Raw genomic sequence first — 20,084 nt, forward strand, 5'->3', positions numbered from 1 at the left:
AGCGCACCCGCTTCAGCCGGTGAGCACGCCGTCCAGGAACGGCTCGATCGCGGCGCGCCAGGCCTCCGGCTGGTCGTAGTGCATGAGGTGGCCGGCGTCGGCGACCTCCGCGTACTGGCCACGCGGGAGGACCCGGACCATCTCCTGGGACTCGGCCCGGCCGAGCTCGCCGTCGAGGCCGCGTACGACCAGAGCGGGGCACTGGACCTGGGCGAGCTCCTCCCAGTGGGCGTCGTACACCCATGTCTGGCGGGACTTGAGCATCTGTTCCGGCTCGAAGACCGGGCGCCAGCCGTCGGAGGACTCGTGCATCACCTCGGCGTAGAACTCGCCGCGGGAGGGGTTGCGGCGCTCCACCCAGGGGTCGTCCTCACCGAACCACTTCCGTACGTCGGCGAGGGTGGCGAAAGGGACGGGCCAGGCCTTGAACCAGTCCTCCCACTCGCGCTGCGAGGCGGCACCCAGTGCCGAGGCCCGCATGTCGCAGATGATCAGGGCGCGGACGAGATCGGGGCGCTTGGCGGCGAGCTGCCAGCCGGTCAGCGCGCCCATCGCGTGGCCGATGAGGACGGCCGGTCCGAGACCGAGCTGGTCGAGGACGGCTTCGGCGTCCTCGACGTAGGCCTCACGGGTGTACTCGGCCTCCGGGGCCTTGTCGCTCTGGCCGTGTCCTCGCTGGTCGAGGGCGATCGCGCGGTGCCGCTCGGAGAGCCAGCGGGCGGTGGACGCCCAGTGCGAGGCGCGGCCCATCAGGCCGTGCAATAACAGCACGCCGGGCGCCTCGGAGGACCTCGGCGGGTCGCTCTTGGGGGGATCGGCGAACTCCCAGGCAGCCAGGCGCACACCGCCCGCTCCTGTCACGTCGATGCGCCGCACCATCGGTAATGGCACCCCCCTGGCTCGCTCGGACCGGCCCGCTCCCGCACGTGCCGGCCGGTCCACTCGTACCGCTTCCTGCCGCTGTTCCTGCCGTGTTGCCCGGTGTCCCTATGTGTACTCCAGCCACATCGCCACGTTATCGAATGGGGTTTCGAAACTGGCCTTTCCGGCCGCAACACCCCTCGTTCGAGTGACCACCCGCAAGGATTGACCGCCGCCCCCGCGGGGAGATCTTCTGCGGGAGGCGGACCGCTCGGGGAAGACGGTCCGAGGGGAATGACCCTGGGAGCTCGGGGCTCCGGGTCAGCACAGGGGAGGACAGGCCCCGGCGCCAGTTGGCGCCGGGGCCCTCTCCACATCTGCGGCACATCCTTACGCCCCCTCCCCGACCGCGCACCATCGCTCTCGGACACGGTCAAGAGCCCTCAGGTCATATGCCTCATGCGACAGCCTCGCACGCAAACGGTCCGGGCGCTGCGATTCCGCACACTGAATCTTCGTATCGACCAGGTCGCGAAACCATCACAACCGCCCCTGCTGTCACGGCAGTTGACAGGCCCGGCGTGCGGCGGACCGCGTGCGCCCCACGATGTCCGGCGTACTCCCGGACGCCGACGCCGAGGTCAGCGACCGCCGACCCCCGAGCCGGTGTCCGGGAGCTGCCCCTCGCGGGTACCGGAAGCGCGGACGGAGAAAAGCCCGGAACCGGAAGCCTGACCTCCGGAAGTGCACCTTCCGGAAGTACGGCTACCGGTGCTGCCATCAACGGAAGCACAGGTACCGGAATCCCGGCGACCGGAAGCGGCTGCCACCGGAAGCGCCGCCTCCGGACGAATGCCCCCGGAGGCGGGGTCAGCGGTGGCGTGGCCACCGGTACGCCCGCGGACGGTGTCAGCGCTTGGCGACGAACACATGGGAGGCGACGTCGGCCTCCAGCTCCGCTGCCTCACCGCCGCTGCCCACGAGGACCCCGCCGGCCGACTCGGTCACGCTGACCACGGAGCCGGGCTGCACGCCCGCCCGCCGCAGCGTGTACATCAACTGCGCGTCCGTCTGGATCGGCTCACCGATCCGCCGTACGACCACGGTCTTGCCGTCCAGACCGGGGTCCAGCTCGGCCAGCGACACCATGCCCTCGTCCAGGAACGGGTCCGCTCCGTCCTTCTCGCCCAGCTCCTCCAGGCCCGGGATCGGGTTTCCGTACGGGGACTCGGTCGGGTGGCGCAGCAGCTCCAGCACGCGCCGCTCCACCGCCTCGCTCATCACGTGCTCCCAGCGGCAGGCCTCCGCGTGCACCTGCTCCCATTCCAGGCCGATCACGTCGACGAGCAGGCACTCGGCGAGGCGGTGCTTGCGCATGACGCGCGTGGCCAGCCGCCGGCCCTCGTCCGTGAGCTCCAGATGCCGGTCGCTTGCCACCGCCACCAGACCGTCGCGCTCCATCCTCGCCACCGTCTGGCTCACGGTCGGGCCACTCTGGTCGAGCCGCTCCGCGATCCGGGCGCGCATGGGGACAACGCCTTCCTCCTCCAGCTCGAGGATGGTGCGGAGATACATCTCCGTGGTGTCGATCAGTCCGGACATTCGTGCCCCTCGATTAGCTCTGCCGGAGACTCGATGGCCCACCGGCGTGTGCGCTGGCCCTGAACTCAATTCTGACGCATAGCACTGACAACCGTGCCTCGCCGTTGAAACCGCTTGATGCCGATTGCCCTGGAATCCGTTCGGGCGGGGCACCCCCGCCCGAACGCACACCCCCCGGCCGCCGTGCTCGGCGACGCCCCCGAGGGACGTATTGACAGGGCAGTGGTCCAGACCGCAACGTGATCCGCGACACGACGGGAGTACGTCCGCACCGGGGCGACCGGTTCAGCCGTGCACCCGCCCCGCACCGATCCGACGCCGACGAGACGTCCACGCCGACGTGACTTCTAAGGGGCTTCGCCGATGAGCGACAGCAAGCTGGCCGGGCAGTTCTTCGACGCCGCGATCGGCCTGCTGCGGCGGGTACGGGACGAGGACGCCGGGGAGATCGAGGCGGCCGGGACCCTGATCGCCGACACGGTCGTCGACGGCGGCCGGCTCTTCGCCTTCGGCGCGGGGCACTCCTCGCTCGCCGCGCAGGACATCGTCTACCGCGCGGGCGGCCTCGCCCTGATGAACCTGCTCGCCGTGCCGGGAGTGGTGGGCGTCGACGTCATGCCCGCGACGCTGGGATCCGCCCTGGAGCGGGTCGACGGTCTGGCGAGCGCGGTCCTCGACTCCAGCCCGCTGCGTTCCGGCGACCTGCTGGTGATCATCTCGCTCTCCGGGCGCAACGCGCTCCCCGTGGAGATGGCCATGAACGCCCGCGCCCTGGGGGTCAAGGTCATCGGCGTCACCTCCGTCGCCTATGCCACCGAGACGAAGTCCCGGCACGTGTCGGGCACCTACCTCAAGGACCACTGCGACCTCGTCCTCGACTCCCGGATCCCGGTCGGCGACGCGGAACTCACCCTGGACTCCATCGAGGCGCCCTTCGCCCCCGCCTCGACCGTCGTCACCTCGGCCCTGCTCCAGGCCGTGATGGCCACCGCAGCCGGCGCCCTCGCGGACCGCGGCGTCGAACCGCCCCTGCTCCGCTCGGGCAACGTCGACGGCGGCCACGAGTGGAACGGACGGGTCATGACGGAGTACGGAGACCGGATCTTCTACCGGCGCTGACCGGGTGCTCCACCGGCGCCGACGGGACGCTCCACCGGCCCCGGCCGGGTGCTCCTCCGGCGCCGACGGGACGCTCCACCGGCCCCGGCCGGGTGCTCCTCCGGCGCCGACGGGACGCTCCACCGGCCCCGGCCGGGTGCTCCACCGGCGCCGACGGGACGCTCCACCGGCCCCGGCCGGGTGCTCCACCGGCGCTCACAAGACCCCCACCGGCGCCGGCCGGAAGTTGCACCGCCGCCGGGAGGCACACGGGGCCCCTGGGACGGAGCGCCGGCCGACGCGGCGCCGAGGAGGCTCCGGAGGCGTCCTCGGGTCGGCTCTGCAAGCGTCCTCTCGACCGGCTCTTGATCGTCCTCGGACCGGCCCTTGAAGCGACCTCAGTCCTTCCCCGCCAGCTCCTCCAGGTCCAGGGCCATCGCGATCCTTACGGCCACGTCCTCCGCGTACATCGTGTCCGCGCGCTCGAACCGGTTGCGGCCCGCGCTCCGCAGGAACGTCACGACTCCCAGCGTCCGCCCGCGGCTGCGCAGCACCGCGCACAGGGCGTGCACGGAGTCCCGCGGCCACTGCCGGGCGAGCGCCCACTCGCGCGCCTGTTCGGGGGCGGCCGCGGCCGCGTCGGCCCGTACCGACCCGGCGCGTTCCACGCACTGGAGCGCGGGGTGCCCCTCCCCGTAGCGCAGGGGCAGTCCGGCCTTCCCGGTGACGAGGCTCGGTCCGGGCGACCCGGCGGGCGTGGCGACGGTCCGGACGAGCCGCACGGGCCCCTCCCCGTCCGCGAGCGGGCCCCCGGCCACCCGGTCGACCAGGGCGTGGTCGGCGAAGCCCGCGAGGGCGAAGTCGAGGTGGACGGCGGCGGCCTCGCCCGGGTCCTCGCACTCGGCCGCGGCCCGCGCGGCGCGATGCAGCTGGTTGGCCCGGAAGCGCAGCAGCGCCGCCTCCTGCTCGGTCCGCTTGGCCTCGGTCACGTCCTGGAAGAGCCAGCCGACGCCGAGCGGTACGGGTTCCTCCGCGAGCGGCGAGGCGAGCCGCAGGAAGCCGCTGAGCCAGCAGCGCCGCTTCTCGCCCTCCGCCGTGCGCACGCTCACCCACATCTCAGCGGGTGCCGGCGGCGCGCCTTCGGACAGGACGTGGGTGAGGGCGCTCTCCAGCTCCTCGACGCCCTGGGAGAGCAGTTCACCCAGGGGACGGCCGAGGACGGAGGTGCGGCCGGTCCCGAGGGCCTGCGCGGCGTGCGCGTTGACCACGGCGGGCCGCAGATCGGCGTCGACCAGCACCACGCCCCAGCTCGCGTCCTCGAAGAGCGCCTCGCTCAGGGCTATGGACCGCTCCAGGTCGATCTGCGTGTGCACCTCGCTGAAGGCGCAGTACACCCCGGCGGGCTTGCCCTCCGGGCCGCGGACGGCCGCGGACTGGGTGCGGACGAGCACCCGGCCGCCGTCCTTGGTGAGGAGCGCGAACTCGTGCACCTGGCGGCCGGGTGCCTCCATGGCGGACATCAGCCGGGCCTCGACCTCCTCGGCGTCCGCGGTCCGCACGGCCCAGCCGGCGAATCCACGCCGCCCCACGGCCTCGGCCGCCGTCCACCCGAGAATGCGCTCGGCCTCGCGGTTCCAGTGCGTGAGGACCCCGTCGGCGTCGAAGGCGCACAGAGCCGCGTCCATTCCGTCCAGGAGCGCGGCAAGCAGATCCGAGCCGTCCCGCTCGGGCTCGTCCGGCCCCAGCTCGTCGGTGGTCCCACTACGCCGGGAAGCACTCACCTGGACCCCCTGCAGGCTGCGTCCGCGTGTACGACGCGACAGTTCACTCACTCGTCACCATTCAACTCGAACGTGACCCAGCCCACACCTCGTTCCCCGAAGATGGGAAGAAATCGTTGTACGCCGGAATCCCGCCCCGCCCGCCCCAGGAGCCTCCGTCCGGAACTTCTCCATAAATCGCTTGAGGCTCCTCGGATGTCTTCCTAGAGTGCTGCCCACGTAGGAGAGGAGGTGGTTCGGCTAATGACGGAAACCCGGACATACGAGGTGGCTGCGGGCTAGCGGCCCGTTGTCGGACTCGGTTCGGCGCCGGACCAGCATGTGCGATGTGCATGCAGCCGGCCCAATCCAACGCAGTCACCCGACCCGCGAGCTCGCCGGTGCGTCCGGCCGGCCCCGTCGCCGCCAGGCGGAGGGACCCGAGCTCGCGGGTCGTTCGCGTTCGACGGGCGGATCCCCGGCGTGAGTGATCCAGGTCACAGGCGGATCGCGGGGGCGGCGGTACGCTGTCGCCATGCCTCCGATGCTCGTTCGACGCCGCCACGTGGACTACGTGCGCGTCACGAGCATGGGCTGTCGGCGCTCTGCCTGACCGGCCCCCTTCGCACCGCTTCCCTCACCCGGCACCCGTGGCCCCCGCCCCACCCCTGGCGGCCGCCCGGGCACCCGTACACCCCGCGGACGCATCTCATGACGACGAACACGTCTTCCACGCCTGCCCGGAACGGGCGGCACATCCCCTCGTACCAGCAGCTCCCGATCATCGATCTCTCCGCGGCCGACCGCGGCCCGCAGGCACGGGCGCTGCTGCACGGGCAGTTGCACAGCGCCGCCCACGACGTGGGGTTCTTCCAGCTCATCGGGCACGGGGTGAGCGAGACCGAGACCGGCGCGCTGCTGCGGGCCATGCACCGGTTCTTCGCGCTCCCCGAGGCCGACCGGCTGGCCATCGACAACATCGGCTCGCCGCACTTCCGCGGGTACACCCGGACGGGTGACGAGCGGACCGGCGGCAGCCGGGACTGGCGGGACCAGCTCGACATAGGGGCCGAGCGGCCCGCGCGGACACCCGGTCCCGGTGAGCCCGCGTACTGGTGGCTCCAGGGGCCGAACCAGTGGCCGGCCGCGCTGCCGGAGCTGCGGACGGCGGCGCTGGCCTGGATCGAACGGCTGAGCGCGGTCGCCGCGCGGCTGCTGCGTGAGCTGCTCACCGCCATCGGGGCGCCCGCCGGCTTCTACGACCCGGTCTTCGGCGAGCGGGCGCATCCCCATCTGAAGCTGGTGCGGTATCCGGGGAGCGCGCGGGACGGCGCCGACCAGGGCGTGGGCGCCCACAAGGACTACGGGTTCCTGACGCTGCTGCTCCAGGATCAGGTCGGCGGCCTTCAGGTGCAGCGCGAGGACGGCCTCTTCCACGACGTGCCGCCGCTGCCGGGCGCCTTCGTGGTCAACCTGGGCGAGCTCCTGGAGGTCGCGACCAACGGGTATCTCGTGGCGACCAACCACCGGGTGGTGAGCCCGGCCGGGGCCACCGAGCGGTTCTCGGTCCCCTTCTTCTACAACCCGCGCCTCGACGCCCGGATCGAGCCGCTGCCCTTCCCGCACGCCTCGGCCGCGCCCGGCGTCACCGACGATCCGTCGAACCCGCTCTTCGCCGAGTACGGCTTCAACGAACTGAAGGGCAAGCTGCGGGCGCACCCTCTCGTCGCCGCCCGCCACCACACGGAGCTGCTCGCTCCCGCGTGATGACCGGCGGCGGACACGGGCCGGTGGGCGCGGTCAGCGCGCGATGTCCCCGTATCCCTCGATCTCCTGGGGGCCCCGGGAGCCGGGGCCCACGTAGTGGGCGGACGGGCGCACCAGGCGGCCCGTGCGCTTCTGCTCCAGGATGTGCGCCGACCAGCCCGCGGTGCGGGCGCACGTGAACATGGACGTGAACATGTGCGCCGGGACCTCGGCGAAGTCGAGGACGATGGCCGCCCAGAACTCGACGTTCGTCGCGAGGACACGGTCCGGGCGGCGGGCGTGGAGCTCGGCGAGGGCGGCCTTCTCCAGGGCCTCGGCGATCTCGAAGCGGGGGGCGCCCAGTTCACGCGCGGTGCGGCGCAGCACCCGCGCGCGAGGGTCCTCGGCGCGGTACACGCGGTGGCCGAAGCCCATCAGGCGTTCGCCCTTGTCGAGGGCGTGCCGGACGTAGGCGTCGGCGTCCCCGGTGCGCTCGATCTCCTCGATCATGCCGAGGACACGGGAGGGGGCGCCGCCGTGCAGCGGGCCCGACATGGCTCCCACGGCGCCGGAGAGCGCGGCGGCGACGTCCGCGCCCGTGGAGGCGATCACGCGCGCGGTGAAGGTGGAGGCGTTCATGCCGTGCTCGGCGGCCGAGGTCCAGTAGGCGTCGACGGCGGCGACGTGCTTGGGGTCGGGCTCGCCCCGCCAGCGGATCATGAACCGCTCGACGACGGAGTGGGCCTTGTCGATCTCGTTCTGCGGGACCATCGGCAGGCCCTGGCCGCGGGCGGACTGGGCGACGTACGACAGGGCCATGACGGCGGCGCGGGCGAGGTCGTGGCGGGCCTGCCGCTCGTCGATGTCGAGGAGGGGTTTGAGGCCCCAGACGGGGGCGAGCATGGCGAGCGCGGACTGCACGTCGACACGGATGTCGCCGGAGTGGACGGGGATCGGGAACGGCTCGGCGGGCGGCAGGCCGGGGTTGAAGGCGCCGTCGACGAGAAGTCCCCACACGTTGCCGAAGGAGACATGGCCGACGAGGTCCTCGATGTCGACGCCCCGGTACCGGAGAGCGCCGCCCTCCTTATCCGGTTCGGCGATCTCCGTCTCGAACGCGACGACTCCTTCGAGTCCGGGTACGAAGTCGGACATCAGGCGGCTCCTCGTGATGTGTACGACGGATGGTGTTGTGGGGGTGTGCGTGCCCCTGTGCCCTTGTCCGGGCGACGGTCGACAATGTGCGGCCCGCGCACCGGCTCCACGGTCGTATACGAAGACTCCCGAATGCTCTTCGATCAGTCTCCGCCGACTCGCGGTCCGAAAGCGGACACCCCGGTGATGCCCCGTTCGGCTGGTCCTCCAACCGGAACGGCACCAGCACGATATCTCCGAGTGCCACCTTTGGGGAGAGTACGCGGCACTGAGTGCCACTGCGTGATGAAGCACACCCACCCTCGGGAGCGGCCCGGATACGGCAGGATGACCGCGTGAACGATCGTTTCCCTGACGAATCCACGACCGAGCCCCTCATCCGGCGCGCGGCCGAGGCCGCCGAGGCGGCGGACGAGGAGATCGCCGCCGACCCTGCCGCCATGCGGGCCCATTACCGCGCCGAGGGCCTGGACGAGGACGATCTCGCCGCGCACCCCATGGAGCAGTTCTCCCGCTGGTTCAAGCAGGCGGCGCAGGCGGCGGTGCACGGATTCGTGCACGAGCCGAACGCGATGGTCGTCTCCACGGCGGACGCCGAGGGCCGGCCCAGCTCGCGCACGGTGCTGCTCAAGCAGTACGACGAACAGGGCTTCGTCTTCTACACCAACTACGACTCGCGCAAGGCCGAGGAGCTGGCCGGCAACCCGTACATCTCGCTGCTCTTCCCATGGCACCCGATGGCCCGCCAGGTGATCGTCACCGGGACGGCGCGGCGCACCGGCCGGGACGAGACCGCCGCGTACTTCCGCACCCGCCCGCACGGCTCACAGCTCGGCGCCTGGGCGAGCACGCAGTCCACGGTCATCTCCTCGCGGACCGAGCTGGAGGTCTCGTACGCCGAGCTGAGCGCCCGCTATCCGGAGGGCGAGCAGGTGCCGGTGCCGCCGCACTGGGGCGGTTTCCGGATCGCCCCGCGGACGGTGGAGTTCTGGCAGGGCCGTGAGAACCGGCTCCACGACCGGCTCCGCTACGCGGCCGAGCCCGACGGCAGCTGGCGGATCGAGCGTCTCAGCCCCTGACCGGCGGGTGGGGGCGGCATGGACCACGGACCACCGCGGCGGGCTCAGCCCAGCGCCTCCTCCACGACCGTCCCCCATTGCGCGACGACCCGCTCCCGGCGCGCGGCGTCGTCGGTGAGCAGGTTCGCGAGGCCGAGGCCGCGCGCCATGTCGAGGAGGCCCTGCACCGTCTCGCGCACTCCGGGCCGGGACTCGTCCGCGCCCAGCAGGTCCACCGCGATGCGGTGGCTCTCGCGGCCGACGCGGGCTTCGAGCTCGGTCACCCGTGAACGGAGTTGGTCCTCGTTGGAGGCCGCGACCCACAGGTGCAGGGCGGCGCGGAACAGCGGCCCGGTGTACAGGCCGACGAGGGCCGCGACGACGACACGCCGGTCGGCGGGGCCGTCGGGGAAGAGGTCGCGCAGGGCGGTGGAGCGTTCCTCGGCGACGTACTCGACCGCCGCCGTGAAGAGGTCCTCGCGGGTGGGGAAGTGGTGCTGGGCGGCGCCCCGGGACACCCCGGCACGCTCGGCGACGACGGAGACGGTGGAACCCGCCCAGCCGTGTTCGGCGAGGCAGGCCACGGCGGCGGCCAGGAGCCGCTGCCGGGTGGCCCGGCTGCGGTCCTGTTTGGGGACGTGCGGAGTACGTGCCGCGTGTTCCGTCGCGCTCACACCACCCATGCGGGATCCCGTCGTTCGAGGAAGGCCGTCATCCCCTCGCGGGCCTGACCGGAGGAGAACAGCCGGGCCGAGAGCGCGGTCAGGTCGGCCGCGTCCCGGTCGAAGGTCTCCAGCACCTTAGCCGTGAGCAGCGCTTTCGTCTCGGCGAGAGCTTCCGGGGCGGCCCGGCGCAGCCCGTCCAGAACGGGCGCGAGTACGGCGTCCACGTCGTCGCCGGCCGCCGTCAGGAGCCCGGTGCGGACCGCCTCGGCGGTGTCGAAGCGTTCGCCGGTGAGGTAGTAGCGGGCGAGGGCGCGGGGGTCGGCGCGGGGCAGGAGGGGGAGCGAGATCACGGCGGGGGCGACCCCGATCCGTACCTCGGTGAAGGCGAAGCTCGCCGCCGGGCCGGCCACCGCGATGTCGCAGGCCCCGAGCAGGCCGAGGCCGCCCGCCCGGACGTGTCCCTCCACCCGGGCCACGACGGGCTTGCGCAGCTCGACGATCCGCCGCAGCAGGCCGACGAAGGCCTCCGGTGGCGGGGGGTCGCGCAGGTCGGCGCCCGCGCAGAAGGTGTTCCCGGTGTGGGTCAGGACGACCGCGCGTACGTCGGCGTCCTTGCCGCAGCCGGTGAGCGCGTCGGCCAGCTCGCCGACGAGGACGGCCGACAGGGCGTTGCGGGTGTCCGGCGAGTCCAGGGTGAGGGTGGTGACGCCGCGCTCGTGCGCCGCGTGGACGACGGTCATGACAGGCCTCGCAGTTCGCGGCGCAGGATCTTCCCGGAGACCGCCCTCGGGATCGCGTCGATGAAGGTGACGATACGGACCCGCTTGTACGGGGCGACGCGCTCGGCGACGTACATCATCACCTCTCCCCCGGAGAGGCCCTCGGCGGAGGGCTGGCGCACCACGAAGGCGTGCGGGACCTCGTTGTTGTCCTCGTTGTAGGAGCCGATGACGGCGGCGTCGGCGATGCCGGGGTGGGTGAGCAGCAGTGCCTCCAGTTCGGCGGGGGCGACCTGGAAGCCCTTGTACTTGATGAGTTCCTTGACGCGGTCCACGACGAACAGCCAGCCGTCCTCGTCCACACGACCGACGTCGCCGGTGTGCAGCCAGCCGTCGGGGTCGATCATCGCGGCGGTCGCGTCGGGCCGGCCCAGGTAGCCCTTCATGACCTGGGGCCCCCGGACGACGATCTCGCCGGGCTCTCCGACCCCGAGGTCCTTGTCCGGGTCGTCGAGGGAGACGATGCGCATCTCGGTGCCCGCGACGAGCTTGCCGACCGAGCCCGGGGGCGGGTTCTCGGCGTCCAGCGGGACGACGTGCGTGCCGGGCGACAGTTCGGTCATGCCGTACGCCTGGCTCACCGGCGGGAGTCCCAGCCGGGCCGAACAGGCGGCCGCCAGCGCGGCGTCCAGGGGCGCGGCCGAGCTGACGATGTACTCCAGGGACGACAGGTCGTACTCCGCGACGGCCGGGTGCTTTGCGAGGGCCAGGACGATCGGCGGTGCCACGTACAGGCCGGTGATGCGGTGTTCCTGGATGGCGCCGAGGAAGGTTTCCAGGTCGAAGCGGGGCAGCACGACGACGGTGGCGCCCTGCCGCAGGGGCGCGTTCATCAGGGCGGTCAGCCCGTAGATGTGGAAGAACGGCAGCACGGCGAGGATGCGGTCGCCCGGGTTCATCGGCATGGCCGGCGAGAGCTGGGCGAGGTTGGTGGCTATGGAGCGGTGGGTGAGCATCACGCCCTTGGGGACGCCCGTGGTGCCCGAGGAGTACGGGAGCGCCGCCACGTCCTGGACGGGGTCGATGTCGACCCGCGGTTCGGGCGCGGTGCCGCCGAGCAGCTCGGCCAGCGACCGGTGCCCCGGCGCCTGGTCGCAGACGAAGATCTCCTGCACGCCGCCCGCGAGTTCGGCGGCCTGCCGGGCCGCCTCCAGCAGGGGCGAGACGGTCACGATCCAGCGGGCCGACGAGTCCTTCAGCTGCTTGGCGAACTCCTCCGGCGTGGCGAGCGGGTGCACGGTCGTGACCGACGCCCCCGCGCGCGTGGCCCCGTAGAAGACGGTCGGGAAGGCGATGGTGTTGGGGCTGTGCAGGGCGAGGACATCGCCCTTGACCAGCCCCGCGTCGGCGAACGCGGCGGCCAGCCGCCGGTGGTACAGGTCGAGTTGGCCGTAGGTGATCGTGGTGCCGTCGACGCCGTCGACGAGCGCGGGTGTCTCGCCGCGCTCGGCGGCACGGCCCAGGACGGCGTCGTGGATGGGTTCCTCGACGGCCGGTACATCTGCGTACTCGCTGCGGAACACGGTTTCTCCTAGAGCGCTCAGTACGACTTGGGCAGGCCCAGGGTCTGGTGGGAGACGTAGTTGAGAATCATCTCCCTGCTGACCGGTGCGATACGAGACACGCGTGCCGCCGTAATCAGCGAGGCGAGGCCGAACTCCCGCGTGAGGCCGTTGCCGCCGAGGGTGTGGACCGCCTGGTCGACGGCCCGTACACAGGCCTCTCCGGCCGCGTACTTGGCCATGTTGGCCGCCTCCCCCGCAGCGATGTCGTCCCCCGAGTCGTACAGGAACGCGGCCTTCTGCATCATCAGCCGGGCCAGTTCGAGTTCGATGTGGGCCTGCGCGAGCGGGTGCGCGATGGCCTGGTGGGCGCCGATCGGGGCCTTCCAGACGGTGCGGTCGCGCGCGTACTCGACGGCCCTGGCGAGCGCGAAACGGCCCATGCCGATCGCGAACGCGGCCGTCATGACCCGCTCCGGGTTGAGCCCGGCGAACAGTTGGAGCAGTCCCGCGTCCTCTCCCCCACTGCCGAAAGCGTGGGAGGGGCCCCCACCGACAAGCGCGTCGGCCGGCAGCCGCACCTCGTCCAGCGTGAGCTCGAACTGCTTCTCGGCACTGGCCAGTTCCATGTCGATCTGCCGCCGCCCGAACCCCTCGGTGTCGCGCGGGACGATGAACAGGCAGGGCTTGAGGCTGCCGGTGCGGGCGTCCTCCGTGCGGCCCACGATCAGCGTCGCGTCGGCGATGTCGACGCCGGAGATGAACACCTTGCGGCCGGTCAGGACCCAGTCGGTGCCGTCGCGGCGGGCCGTGGTGGTGATCCGGTGCGAGTTGGATCCGGCGTCGGGCTCGGTGATGCCGAACGCCATGGTGCGGGTGCCGTCCGACAGGCCCGGCAGCCACCGCCGCTTCTGCTCCTCGGTGCCGAAGCGGGCGATGACCGTGCCGCAGATGGCGGGCGAGACGACGAGCATCAGCAGCGGGCAGCCCGCCGCGCCCAACTCCTCAAGCACGATGGACAGTTCCGCGATGCCGCCGCCTCCGCCGCCGTACTCCTCCGGAAGGTTCACCCCGAGGTAGCCGAGCTTGCCCGCCTCGGACCAGAGTTCGTCGGGGTGGCCGCCCTCGGCGACGGTCTTGGTCATGTACTCGCGGCCGTAACGCTTGCCGAGAGCGGCGACCGCGGAGCGGAGCGCCTTGTGTTCGTCGGTCTCTGTGACAGGGCTCATGACGGCTCCTCGGTACGGAGGTTCGGTACGGGAATTGCGGCTGTTCGTGGCTGTACGTAGCTGTTCGCGCCCGCGCGGCGGACAACCGCGCGGTGGTGCGGTCCGGCGCCCCGGCGGCGGGGCGCGCTCTCACCGGGCGTCGTCGCCCGGCACCTCCCCCGACGCCCCGCCCGGCGCCCCGCCCGACGCGTCCCTCAAGGCCTCCCCCGACGTCTCGCCGGGCGCCTCCTCCCGCACGACGGCCAGCAGCGCGCCCACCTCCACCTGCTGCCCGACGACGGCGTGCAGGGCGGTGAGCGTCCCCGCCGTCGGCGCGGAGATCCTGTGCTCCATCTTCATCGCCTCCAGCCACAGCAGGGGCTCTCCGGCCCGCACGGCGGCTCCCTCGGCCAGTCCCTCGGCCACCCGGACGACGGTGCCGGGCATCGGCGCGAGCAGCGACCCCGGGGCCCGGTCGGCGGCCGGATCGGGGAAGCGGGGGAGTTCGGTCAGCGCGGTGGCGTTCACGAAGACCTGACCGTCGGCGTACCGCGTGACCTCGAACGTCCGCCGCACACCGGCCACTTCGAGGACGACCCGGCCCGCGTCGGCGCGCACCACGCGCACCCCGTCGGCCGCGAGACCCTCGCGCGTGTGCCGGTAGGCGGCCTCGTGCTCCTCGCCGTGCATCCGGTAGCGCTTGGTCTGCGGCTGCGACGCGAGGTTCCGCCAGCCGCCGAACCGTGACCGGCCGTGCGCGTCGGCCAGGGCGGCGGCCAGCGGGGCGTGCGGGTCGGGGGCGGGCGCGGTCAGCGCGGCAAGGTGGCGGTCGTAGAAGCCCGTGTCCATCCGGGCCCCGGTGAACTCCTCGTGCCGCAGCGAGCGGACGAGGAGATCCCGGTTGGTGACCGGACCGTGGACCGTGGCCCGCTCCAGGGCGCCGGCCAGTTTCCGCACGGCCTCCGCGCGCGTGGCGCCGTGCGCGACGACCTTCGCGAGCATCGGGTCGTAGTGGACGGAGACGGTGTCCCCGTCGGTGAACCCGGTGTCGAGGCGGACGCCGTCCGGGACGGCGATCCGGTGCAGGGTTCCCGTCTGCGGCGCCCAAGCGCCCGCCGGGTCCTCCGCGTACAGCCGGGCCTCCACCGCGTGGCCGTGGGCGGGCGGCGGCTCGCTCTCCAGCCGCTCCCCCTCCGCGACCCGGAGCTGCAGGGCCACCAGGTCGACCCCGAACACCGCTTCCGTCACCGGGTGTTCGACCTGGAGGCGGGTGTTCATCTCCAGGAAGTGCGCGGTGCCGTCGGCGACCAGGAACTCGACCGTGCCGGCGCCGACGTAGTCCACGGCGCGGGCGGCGCGTACCGACAACTCGTACAGCGTGCGCGTGAGTTCGTCCCCGAGCCCGGGAGCGGGAGCCTCCTCGATCACCTTCTGGTGGCGCCGCTGGAGGGAGCAGTCCCGGGTGCCGAGCGGCCAGACCGTGCCGTGCGCGTCGGCCAGGATCTGCACCTCGACGTGCCGGCCGCCCTCCACGTACGGCTCGACGAACACCTCCCCGTCCCCGAAAGCGCTCAGCGCCTCCGCGCGGGCCGCCTCCAACTCGGCGTCCAGGTGCTCCAGTTCGCGGACGATCCGCATCCCGCGCCCACCACCGCCCGCGGCGGCCTTGACCAGGACCGGAAGGTCCCCGGCGGTGACGCGCTCCAGGGGCGCGAGTCCCATCAGCTTCTTCGCCCGGGTCTTGGAGGCCATCGCCTCGATCGCCTCCGGCGAAGGACCGACCCACACAAGACCCGCGTCGATCACCGCCCGCGCGAACCCGGCGTTCTCCGACAGGAACCCGTACCCCGGGTGCACCGCGTCCGCGCCCGCGTCGAGCGCGGCCCGCACGATCAGATCGCCCCGCAGATACGTCTCCGCGGGCGTCGCGCCCGGCAGCCGCACCGCCGCGTCCGCGACCCGCGTGTGCAGGGCGTTCTCGTCGGCGTCCGAATACACCGCGACGGTGCGCACCCCCGCCTCGCGGCAGGTGCGGAAGACCCGGCAGGCGATCTCGCCCCGGTTGGCGACCAGCAGACTCGAAATCACGAGATCCCTCACATCCGGAAGACGCCGAAGCCACCGCGCGCGCCCTCGAAGGGCGCCGTGTGGATCGCGGACAGGCACAGGCCGAGGACGGTGCGGGTGTCGCGCGGGTCGATGACCCCGTCGTCGTACAGCCGCCCGGACAGGAACATCGGCAGCGACTCGGACTCGATCTGCTGCTCCACCATGGCGCGCAGCGCCGCGTCGGCGTCGTCGTCGTACGGGTGCCCCTTCGCGGCGGCCGACTGCCGGGCGACGATCGACAGGACGCCCGCGAGCTGCTGCGGGCCCATCACGGCCGACTTGGCGCTGGGCCACGCGAACAGGAACCTCGGGTCGTAGGCGCGCCCGCACATCCCGTAGTGGCCGGCTCCGTAGGAGGCGCCCATCAGCACCGACAGATGCGGGACCCGCGAGTTGCTCACCGCGTTGATCATCATCGCGCCGTGCTTGATGATGCCGCCCTGCTCGTACTCCTTGCCGACCATGTAGCCGGTGGTGTTGTGCAGGAAGAGCAGCGGGATGTCGCGCTGGTTGGCCAGCTGGATGAACTGGGCGGCCTTCTGGGACTCGGCGCTGAACAGCACGCCCTGGGCGTTGGCGAGGATGCCGACCGGATAGCCGTGCAGGCTCGCCCAGCCGGTGGTCAGGCTCGTCCCGTAGAGCGGCTTGAACTCGTCGAAGTCCGAGCCGTCGACGATACGGGCGATCACCTCGCGCGGATCGAACGGATGCTTGAGGTCACCCGGGACGATCCCCAGGAGCTCGTCCTCGTCGTACTTGGGGGGCGTGGCCGGAACCGGATCGCCGTACGCCTTGCGGTGGTTGAGCCGGGCGACGACCCGGCGGGCCTGCCGGAGCGCGTCCCGCTCGTCGACGGCGAAGTAGTCCGCGAGACCCGACACGCGCGCGTGCATCTCGGCGCCGCCCAGCGACTCGTCGTCGCTCTCCTCGCCCGTGGCCATCTTCACCAGGGGCGGCCCGCCGAGGAAGACCTTCGCCTTCTCCTTGACCATGATCACGTGGTCGGACATCCCGGGGACGTACGCGCCGCCGGCCGTCGAGTTCCCGAAGACCACGGCCACCGTGGGGATCCCGGCCGCCGACAGCCGGGTGAGGTCGCGGAAGATCGCGCCCCCGGGGATGAAGATCTCCTTCTGTGACGGGAGATCCGCGCCGCCGGACTCGACCAGGCTGATGCAGGGCAGCCGGTTGGCGAGCGCGATGTCGTTCGCCCGCAGCGCCTTCTTCAGGCTCCAGGGGTTGCTGGCGCCGCCGCGCACGGTCGGGTCGTTCGCCGTGATCAGGCACTCGACCCCCTCGACCACGCCGATACCGGTGACGAGCGAGGCGCCCACCGCGTAGTCGCTGCCCCAGGCCGCGAGCGGCGACAGCTCCAGGAAGGGCGTGTCGGGGTCGAGCAGCAGCTCGATCCGCTCCCGGGCCAGGAGCTTGCCGCGCTTGCGGTGCCGGGCGACGTACTTCTCGCCGCCGCCCGCCAGCGCCTTGGCGTGCTCGGCCTCCAGGTCCGCGAGCTTGCCGAGCATGGTCGCGCGGTGGGCCGCGTACTCGGGACTCCTGAGGTCCAGCGCGGAGGAAAGCACGGTCACAGCAGGACCTCCGGAATATCGAGGTGACGGGAGCGGAGCCATTCGCCGAGGGCCTTGGCCTGGGGGTCGAACCGGGCCTGGGAGGCGACGCCCTCACCGAGGACGCCCTCGACCACGAAGTTCAGGGCGCGCAGGTCGGGCAGGACGTGCCGGACGACCTTCAGATCACGGGTCTCCGGCAGCAGATCCCGGAACGTGTCCGTCGTGAGGTGATGGGCCAGCCACCGCCAGGCGTCGTCCGTGCGCGCCCAGACGCCGACGTTGGCGTTCCCGCCCTTGTCCCCGCTGCGCGCCCCCGCGACCAGCCCGAGCGGCGCCCGCCGGGTCGGCCCCGCGGACAGCGGTTCGGGCAGGGGCGGGTCTTCGGGCGTTTCCAGTACGAGCGTGTCCTGGGCCGGGGGCACGGCGATCCGGCGTCCGTCATGGAGGACGGCCATGTGGTCCACGGCGTCATGGGGGACGTACACATCCTCGAAGACCCCATAGGGCGAGCCCGCTCCAGGTGGCGCCATCACATGGAATCCGGGGTAGCTCGCCAGCGCCAGTTCCACGGCGGCTCCGCTCAGGGCACGGCCCACCGCGGCCTGGTCCCGGTCGCGCACGACGAGCCGGAGCAGGGCGCTCGCGGTCTCCTCGGTGGGCGCGTCGGGGTGATCGGTGCGGGCGAGGTCCCAGCGGACCTCCGCCGGACGGGACTTGGCGACGTCGAAGGCGGCCTCCAGCTGGCCCTGTACGAGCTCCGCCTTGCGTTCGATGTCGAGGCCGGTCAGCACGAAGACGACCTCGTTGCGGAAGCCGCCCAGCCTGTTGAGGCCGACCTTGAGGGTGGGCGGCGGGGCCTCGCCGCGCACCCCCTCGATCCGTACCCGGTCCGGGCCCTCCTGGGTGAGGACGACCGTGTCGAGGCGGGCGGTGACGTCGGGTCCCGCGTACCGGGCGCCCTGTGTCTCGTAGAGGAGCTGCGCGGTGACGGTGCCGATGTCGACGAGGCCGCCCGTGCCGTCGTGCTTGGTGATGACGCTCGACCCGTCCTCGTGGAGTTCGGCGAGCGGGAAACCGGGGTGGCGCAGCCGCGCGGGGTCGTGGTCGGCGAAGAAGGCGTAGTTGCCGCCGGTCGCCTGGGTGCCGCACTCCAGGACGTGCCCGGCGACGACGGCACCCGCGAGCCGGTCGTGGTCGCCCGGACCCCAGCCGAAGTGGGCGACGGCGGGCCCGGTGACGAGAGCGGCGTCGGTGACTCGCCCGGTGACGACGATGTCCGCGCCCTCGCGCAGACAGGCGGCGATGCCCGCACCGCCCAGGTAGGCGTGCGCGGCGAGACTGCCGGGGTACCGGTGCGTGAGGTCGTCGCCCTCGACGTGGGCGACGCGGACCGGGATGCCGAGCCGGCCGGCCAGCTCGCGTACGGCGTCGGCGAGTCCGGCCGGGTTCAGACCGCCCGCGTTGGTGACGAGGCGGACGCCGCGCTCGTGGGCCAGGCCGAGGCACTCCTCCAGCTGCCGCAGGAAGGTCTTGGCGTAGCCGCGTCCGGGGTCCTTCAGCCGGTCCCGGCCCAGGATCAGCATCGTCAGCTCGGCGAGGTAGTCGCCGGTGAGGACGTCGAGCGGGCCGCCGGTGAGCATCTCGCGCAGCGCGTCGAAGCGGTCGCCGTAGAAGCCGGAGGCGTTTCCGATGCGCAGGGGGCGCTTCTCGGATCCCGCGGTCACCGGTCGGTCTCCTTGGGCGCGCGCCCGGCGCCGGGCGGACCGGCGAATGACTGGGCGATGCCGAGCCAGCGGTCGGCGTCGGGGCCCGTCGCCCGTACGGCGAGGTCGGCGCGGTGGGCCCGCTGGGTCACCAGCAGGCAGAAGTCGAGGGCCGGGCCGGTGACGCGCTGCAGGGCGTCGGCCGGGCCGTAGGACCACATCTCGCCGGAGGGGCTCTCCAGCTCCACGCGGAACTCCTCGGCGGGCGCGGTGAGGCCGTGCACGGCGAAGGCGAAGTCCCGGGCGCGCACCCCGATGCGCACCACATGCTTCAGCCGGTCGGTGGGTTCGCGCACCACGCCCAGCGCGTCCGCCACGTCCTGTCCGTGGGCCCAGGTCTCCATCAGGCGCCCGGTGGCCATGGAGGCGACCGACATGGGCGGGCCGTACCAGGGGAACCGGGTTCCGGTGGGTGCCGCGCGCAGGGCGGTCTCCAGGGCTCTCCGCCCTTCGCGCCAGCCGGCGAGCAGCAGGGCGGGCGGCTGCGCGGCGCCCGTCTCCGCGCCCTCGTCCACGAAGCCGTCGGGTGAGGCGATCGCCTTCTCGACCTCCTTCGCGAAGGCGTCGGCGTCGGTGACGGCGAGCAGGGCCGACCGGTCGGTCCAGGCGAGATGCGCGATCTGGTGGGCGACGCTCCAGCCCCCGGCGGGCGTGTCGAGCGCCCACTGCTTCTCGCTCAACTCCCCCACCAACCGGTCGAGTTCCTCACTCTCCCGGTGCAGATCGCCGATCACGGAGACCACGGACGACGCGTCGGACACGATGCGCTCCCCTCGGGACACGACGGTGTGTGGCACGGAGCATGGCAGCGCCCGAAGAAACAATCAAGCGTGCTTGCATTAAATGGGTCGCCCACTCGCCGTCCCACCGGACGGCGGTCCGGCGCGCCTCGCTCTCAGGGCACTCCGGCGAAGCGAGCTCTCAGGACACCGCGTCCGGGCGGGCTCCAGCACCCTCGCCGTCGGGGCGCGAGCCGCCGCGGCGCCGGATCTCGGCGGCGACGGCATCGGTCTTGAACTCGTCCGGGTGACCCTTCATCGCCGGCGGCGGACTTCCCCGCTTCCTCCGGAACAAGAAATTCCGGTATCAGCCGTGCATCGCTCAGATTGAGAACACAACCATTTGAGGTTCTCGGACATCTAAGCCTCCGTACTCAACGAACCCTTTCGCATACGTCACCCCGAAGCGGCCGCCCAGAAGCGGCCGCGCC

15 protein-coding genes are annotated in these 20,084 nt (G+C 72.3%); 3 read left to right on the forward strand and 12 right to left on the reverse strand.

Going from position 1 to position 20,084, the window contains the following annotated elements:
• Positions 1–12 precede the first annotated feature (12 nt).
• Together ACFYW8_RS10075 and ACFYW8_RS10080 are read right to left on the reverse strand one after the other, a co-directional pair.
• Positions 13–879, reverse strand: coding sequence for an alpha/beta fold hydrolase (locus tag ACFYW8_RS10075; protein WP_389070038.1), 867 nt, complete (start codon positions 877–879; stop codon positions 13–15).
• 891 nt (positions 880–1,770) lie between these two features.
• Positions 1,771–2,463 (reverse strand): metal-dependent transcriptional regulator, encoded by a 693-nt coding sequence (locus ACFYW8_RS10080; protein WP_261701816.1) that lies wholly within the window; start codon positions 2,461–2,463, stop codon positions 1,771–1,773.
• A 363-nt stretch (positions 2,464–2,826) separates the two neighbouring features.
• Here ACFYW8_RS10080 and ACFYW8_RS10085 point away from each other — a divergent pair, with 363 nt between their 5' ends.
• Complete coding sequence (locus ACFYW8_RS10085) at positions 2,827–3,582, forward strand: SIS domain-containing protein (RefSeq protein ID WP_365871545.1); 756 nt, start codon at positions 2,827–2,829, stop codon at positions 3,580–3,582.
• Positions 3,583–3,959: 377 nt separating this feature from the next.
• On the opposite strand, the gene ACFYW8_RS10090 is transcribed toward ACFYW8_RS10085, so the two are convergent.
• A complete protein-coding gene (locus tag ACFYW8_RS10090) occupies positions 3,960–5,342 on the reverse strand; it encodes a PAS domain-containing protein (protein ID WP_389070046.1) in 1,383 nt (460 codons plus the stop codon).
• Between the two features lie 690 nt (positions 5,343–6,032).
• Here ACFYW8_RS10090 and ACFYW8_RS10095 point away from each other — a divergent pair.
• The gene (locus ACFYW8_RS10095) at positions 6,033–7,088 is read left to right on the forward strand and encodes an isopenicillin N synthase family dioxygenase (RefSeq protein WP_389070050.1); all 1,056 of its coding nucleotides are present in this window, start codon (positions 6,033–6,035) and stop codon (positions 7,086–7,088) included.
• A 33-nt stretch (positions 7,089–7,121) separates the two neighbouring features.
• On the opposite strand, the gene ACFYW8_RS10100 is transcribed toward ACFYW8_RS10095, so the two are convergent.
• Positions 7,122–8,222: a citrate synthase 2 gene (locus tag ACFYW8_RS10100; protein ID WP_365871540.1), complete on the reverse strand. Its 1,101-nt coding sequence runs from the start codon at positions 8,220–8,222 to the stop codon at positions 7,122–7,124.
• Positions 8,223–8,662: 440 nt separating this feature from the next.
• On the opposite strand from ACFYW8_RS10100, the gene pdxH reads away from it, so the two are divergent.
• Positions 8,663–9,301, forward strand: a complete 639-nt coding sequence (pdxH, locus tag ACFYW8_RS10105) for a pyridoxamine 5'-phosphate oxidase (RefSeq protein ID WP_389071117.1) — start codon at positions 8,663–8,665, stop codon at positions 9,299–9,301.
• 44 nt (positions 9,302–9,345) lie between these two features.
• Here pdxH and ACFYW8_RS10110 read toward each other — a convergent pair whose 3' ends face one another.
• From ACFYW8_RS10110 to ACFYW8_RS10145, 8 genes are all read right to left on the reverse strand, one after another.
• On the reverse strand, positions 9,346–9,963 hold the full coding sequence (locus ACFYW8_RS10110) for a TetR/AcrR family transcriptional regulator (RefSeq protein WP_365871538.1): 618 nt from the start codon (positions 9,961–9,963) through the stop codon (positions 9,346–9,348).
• Positions 9,951–10,685, reverse strand: coding sequence for an enoyl-CoA hydratase family protein (locus tag ACFYW8_RS10115; protein ID WP_365871536.1), 735 nt, complete (start codon positions 10,683–10,685; stop codon positions 9,951–9,953). Before ACFYW8_RS10115 ends, ACFYW8_RS10110 begins: the two co-directional genes overlap by 13 nt.
• Positions 10,682–12,247 carry a 4-coumarate--CoA ligase family protein gene (locus tag ACFYW8_RS10120; RefSeq protein ID WP_389070059.1) on the reverse strand — a complete coding sequence of 522 codons (1,566 nt, stop codon included), beginning with the start codon at positions 12,245–12,247 and terminating at the stop codon, positions 10,682–10,684. The genes ACFYW8_RS10115 and ACFYW8_RS10120 overlap by 4 nt, the downstream gene beginning before the upstream one ends.
• A gap of 17 nt (positions 12,248–12,264) precedes the next feature.
• Entirely contained in the window at positions 12,265–13,455 is a 1,191-nt protein-coding gene (locus tag ACFYW8_RS10125) for an acyl-CoA dehydrogenase family protein (protein ID WP_389070064.1), read from the reverse strand.
• A 129-nt stretch (positions 13,456–13,584) separates the two neighbouring features.
• Positions 13,585–15,522 carry a biotin carboxylase N-terminal domain-containing protein gene (locus ACFYW8_RS10130; RefSeq protein WP_389070067.1) on the reverse strand — a complete coding sequence of 646 codons (1,938 nt, stop codon included), beginning with the start codon at positions 15,520–15,522 and terminating at the stop codon, positions 13,585–13,587.
• Positions 15,523–15,530: 8 nt separating this feature from the next.
• Entirely contained in the window at positions 15,531–17,129 is a 1,599-nt protein-coding gene (locus ACFYW8_RS10135; RefSeq protein WP_389070070.1) for an acyl-CoA carboxylase subunit beta, read from the reverse strand.
• Positions 17,126–18,835 carry an acyclic terpene utilization AtuA family protein gene (locus tag ACFYW8_RS10140; RefSeq protein WP_389070075.1) on the reverse strand — a complete coding sequence of 570 codons (1,710 nt, stop codon included), beginning with the start codon at positions 18,833–18,835 and terminating at the stop codon, positions 17,126–17,128. The genes ACFYW8_RS10135 and ACFYW8_RS10140 overlap by 4 nt, the downstream gene beginning before the upstream one ends.
• A complete protein-coding gene (locus tag ACFYW8_RS10145) occupies positions 18,832–19,635 on the reverse strand; it encodes a TIGR03084 family metal-binding protein (RefSeq protein ID WP_389070079.1) in 804 nt (267 codons plus the stop codon). Before ACFYW8_RS10145 ends, ACFYW8_RS10140 begins: the two co-directional genes overlap by 4 nt.
• Positions 19,636–20,084 lie beyond the last annotated feature (449 nt).

The sequence above is a fragment of the Streptomyces sp. NPDC002742 genome, assembly GCF_042888885.1.
Lineage (GTDB): Bacteria > Actinomycetota > Actinomycetes > Streptomycetales > Streptomycetaceae > Streptomyces.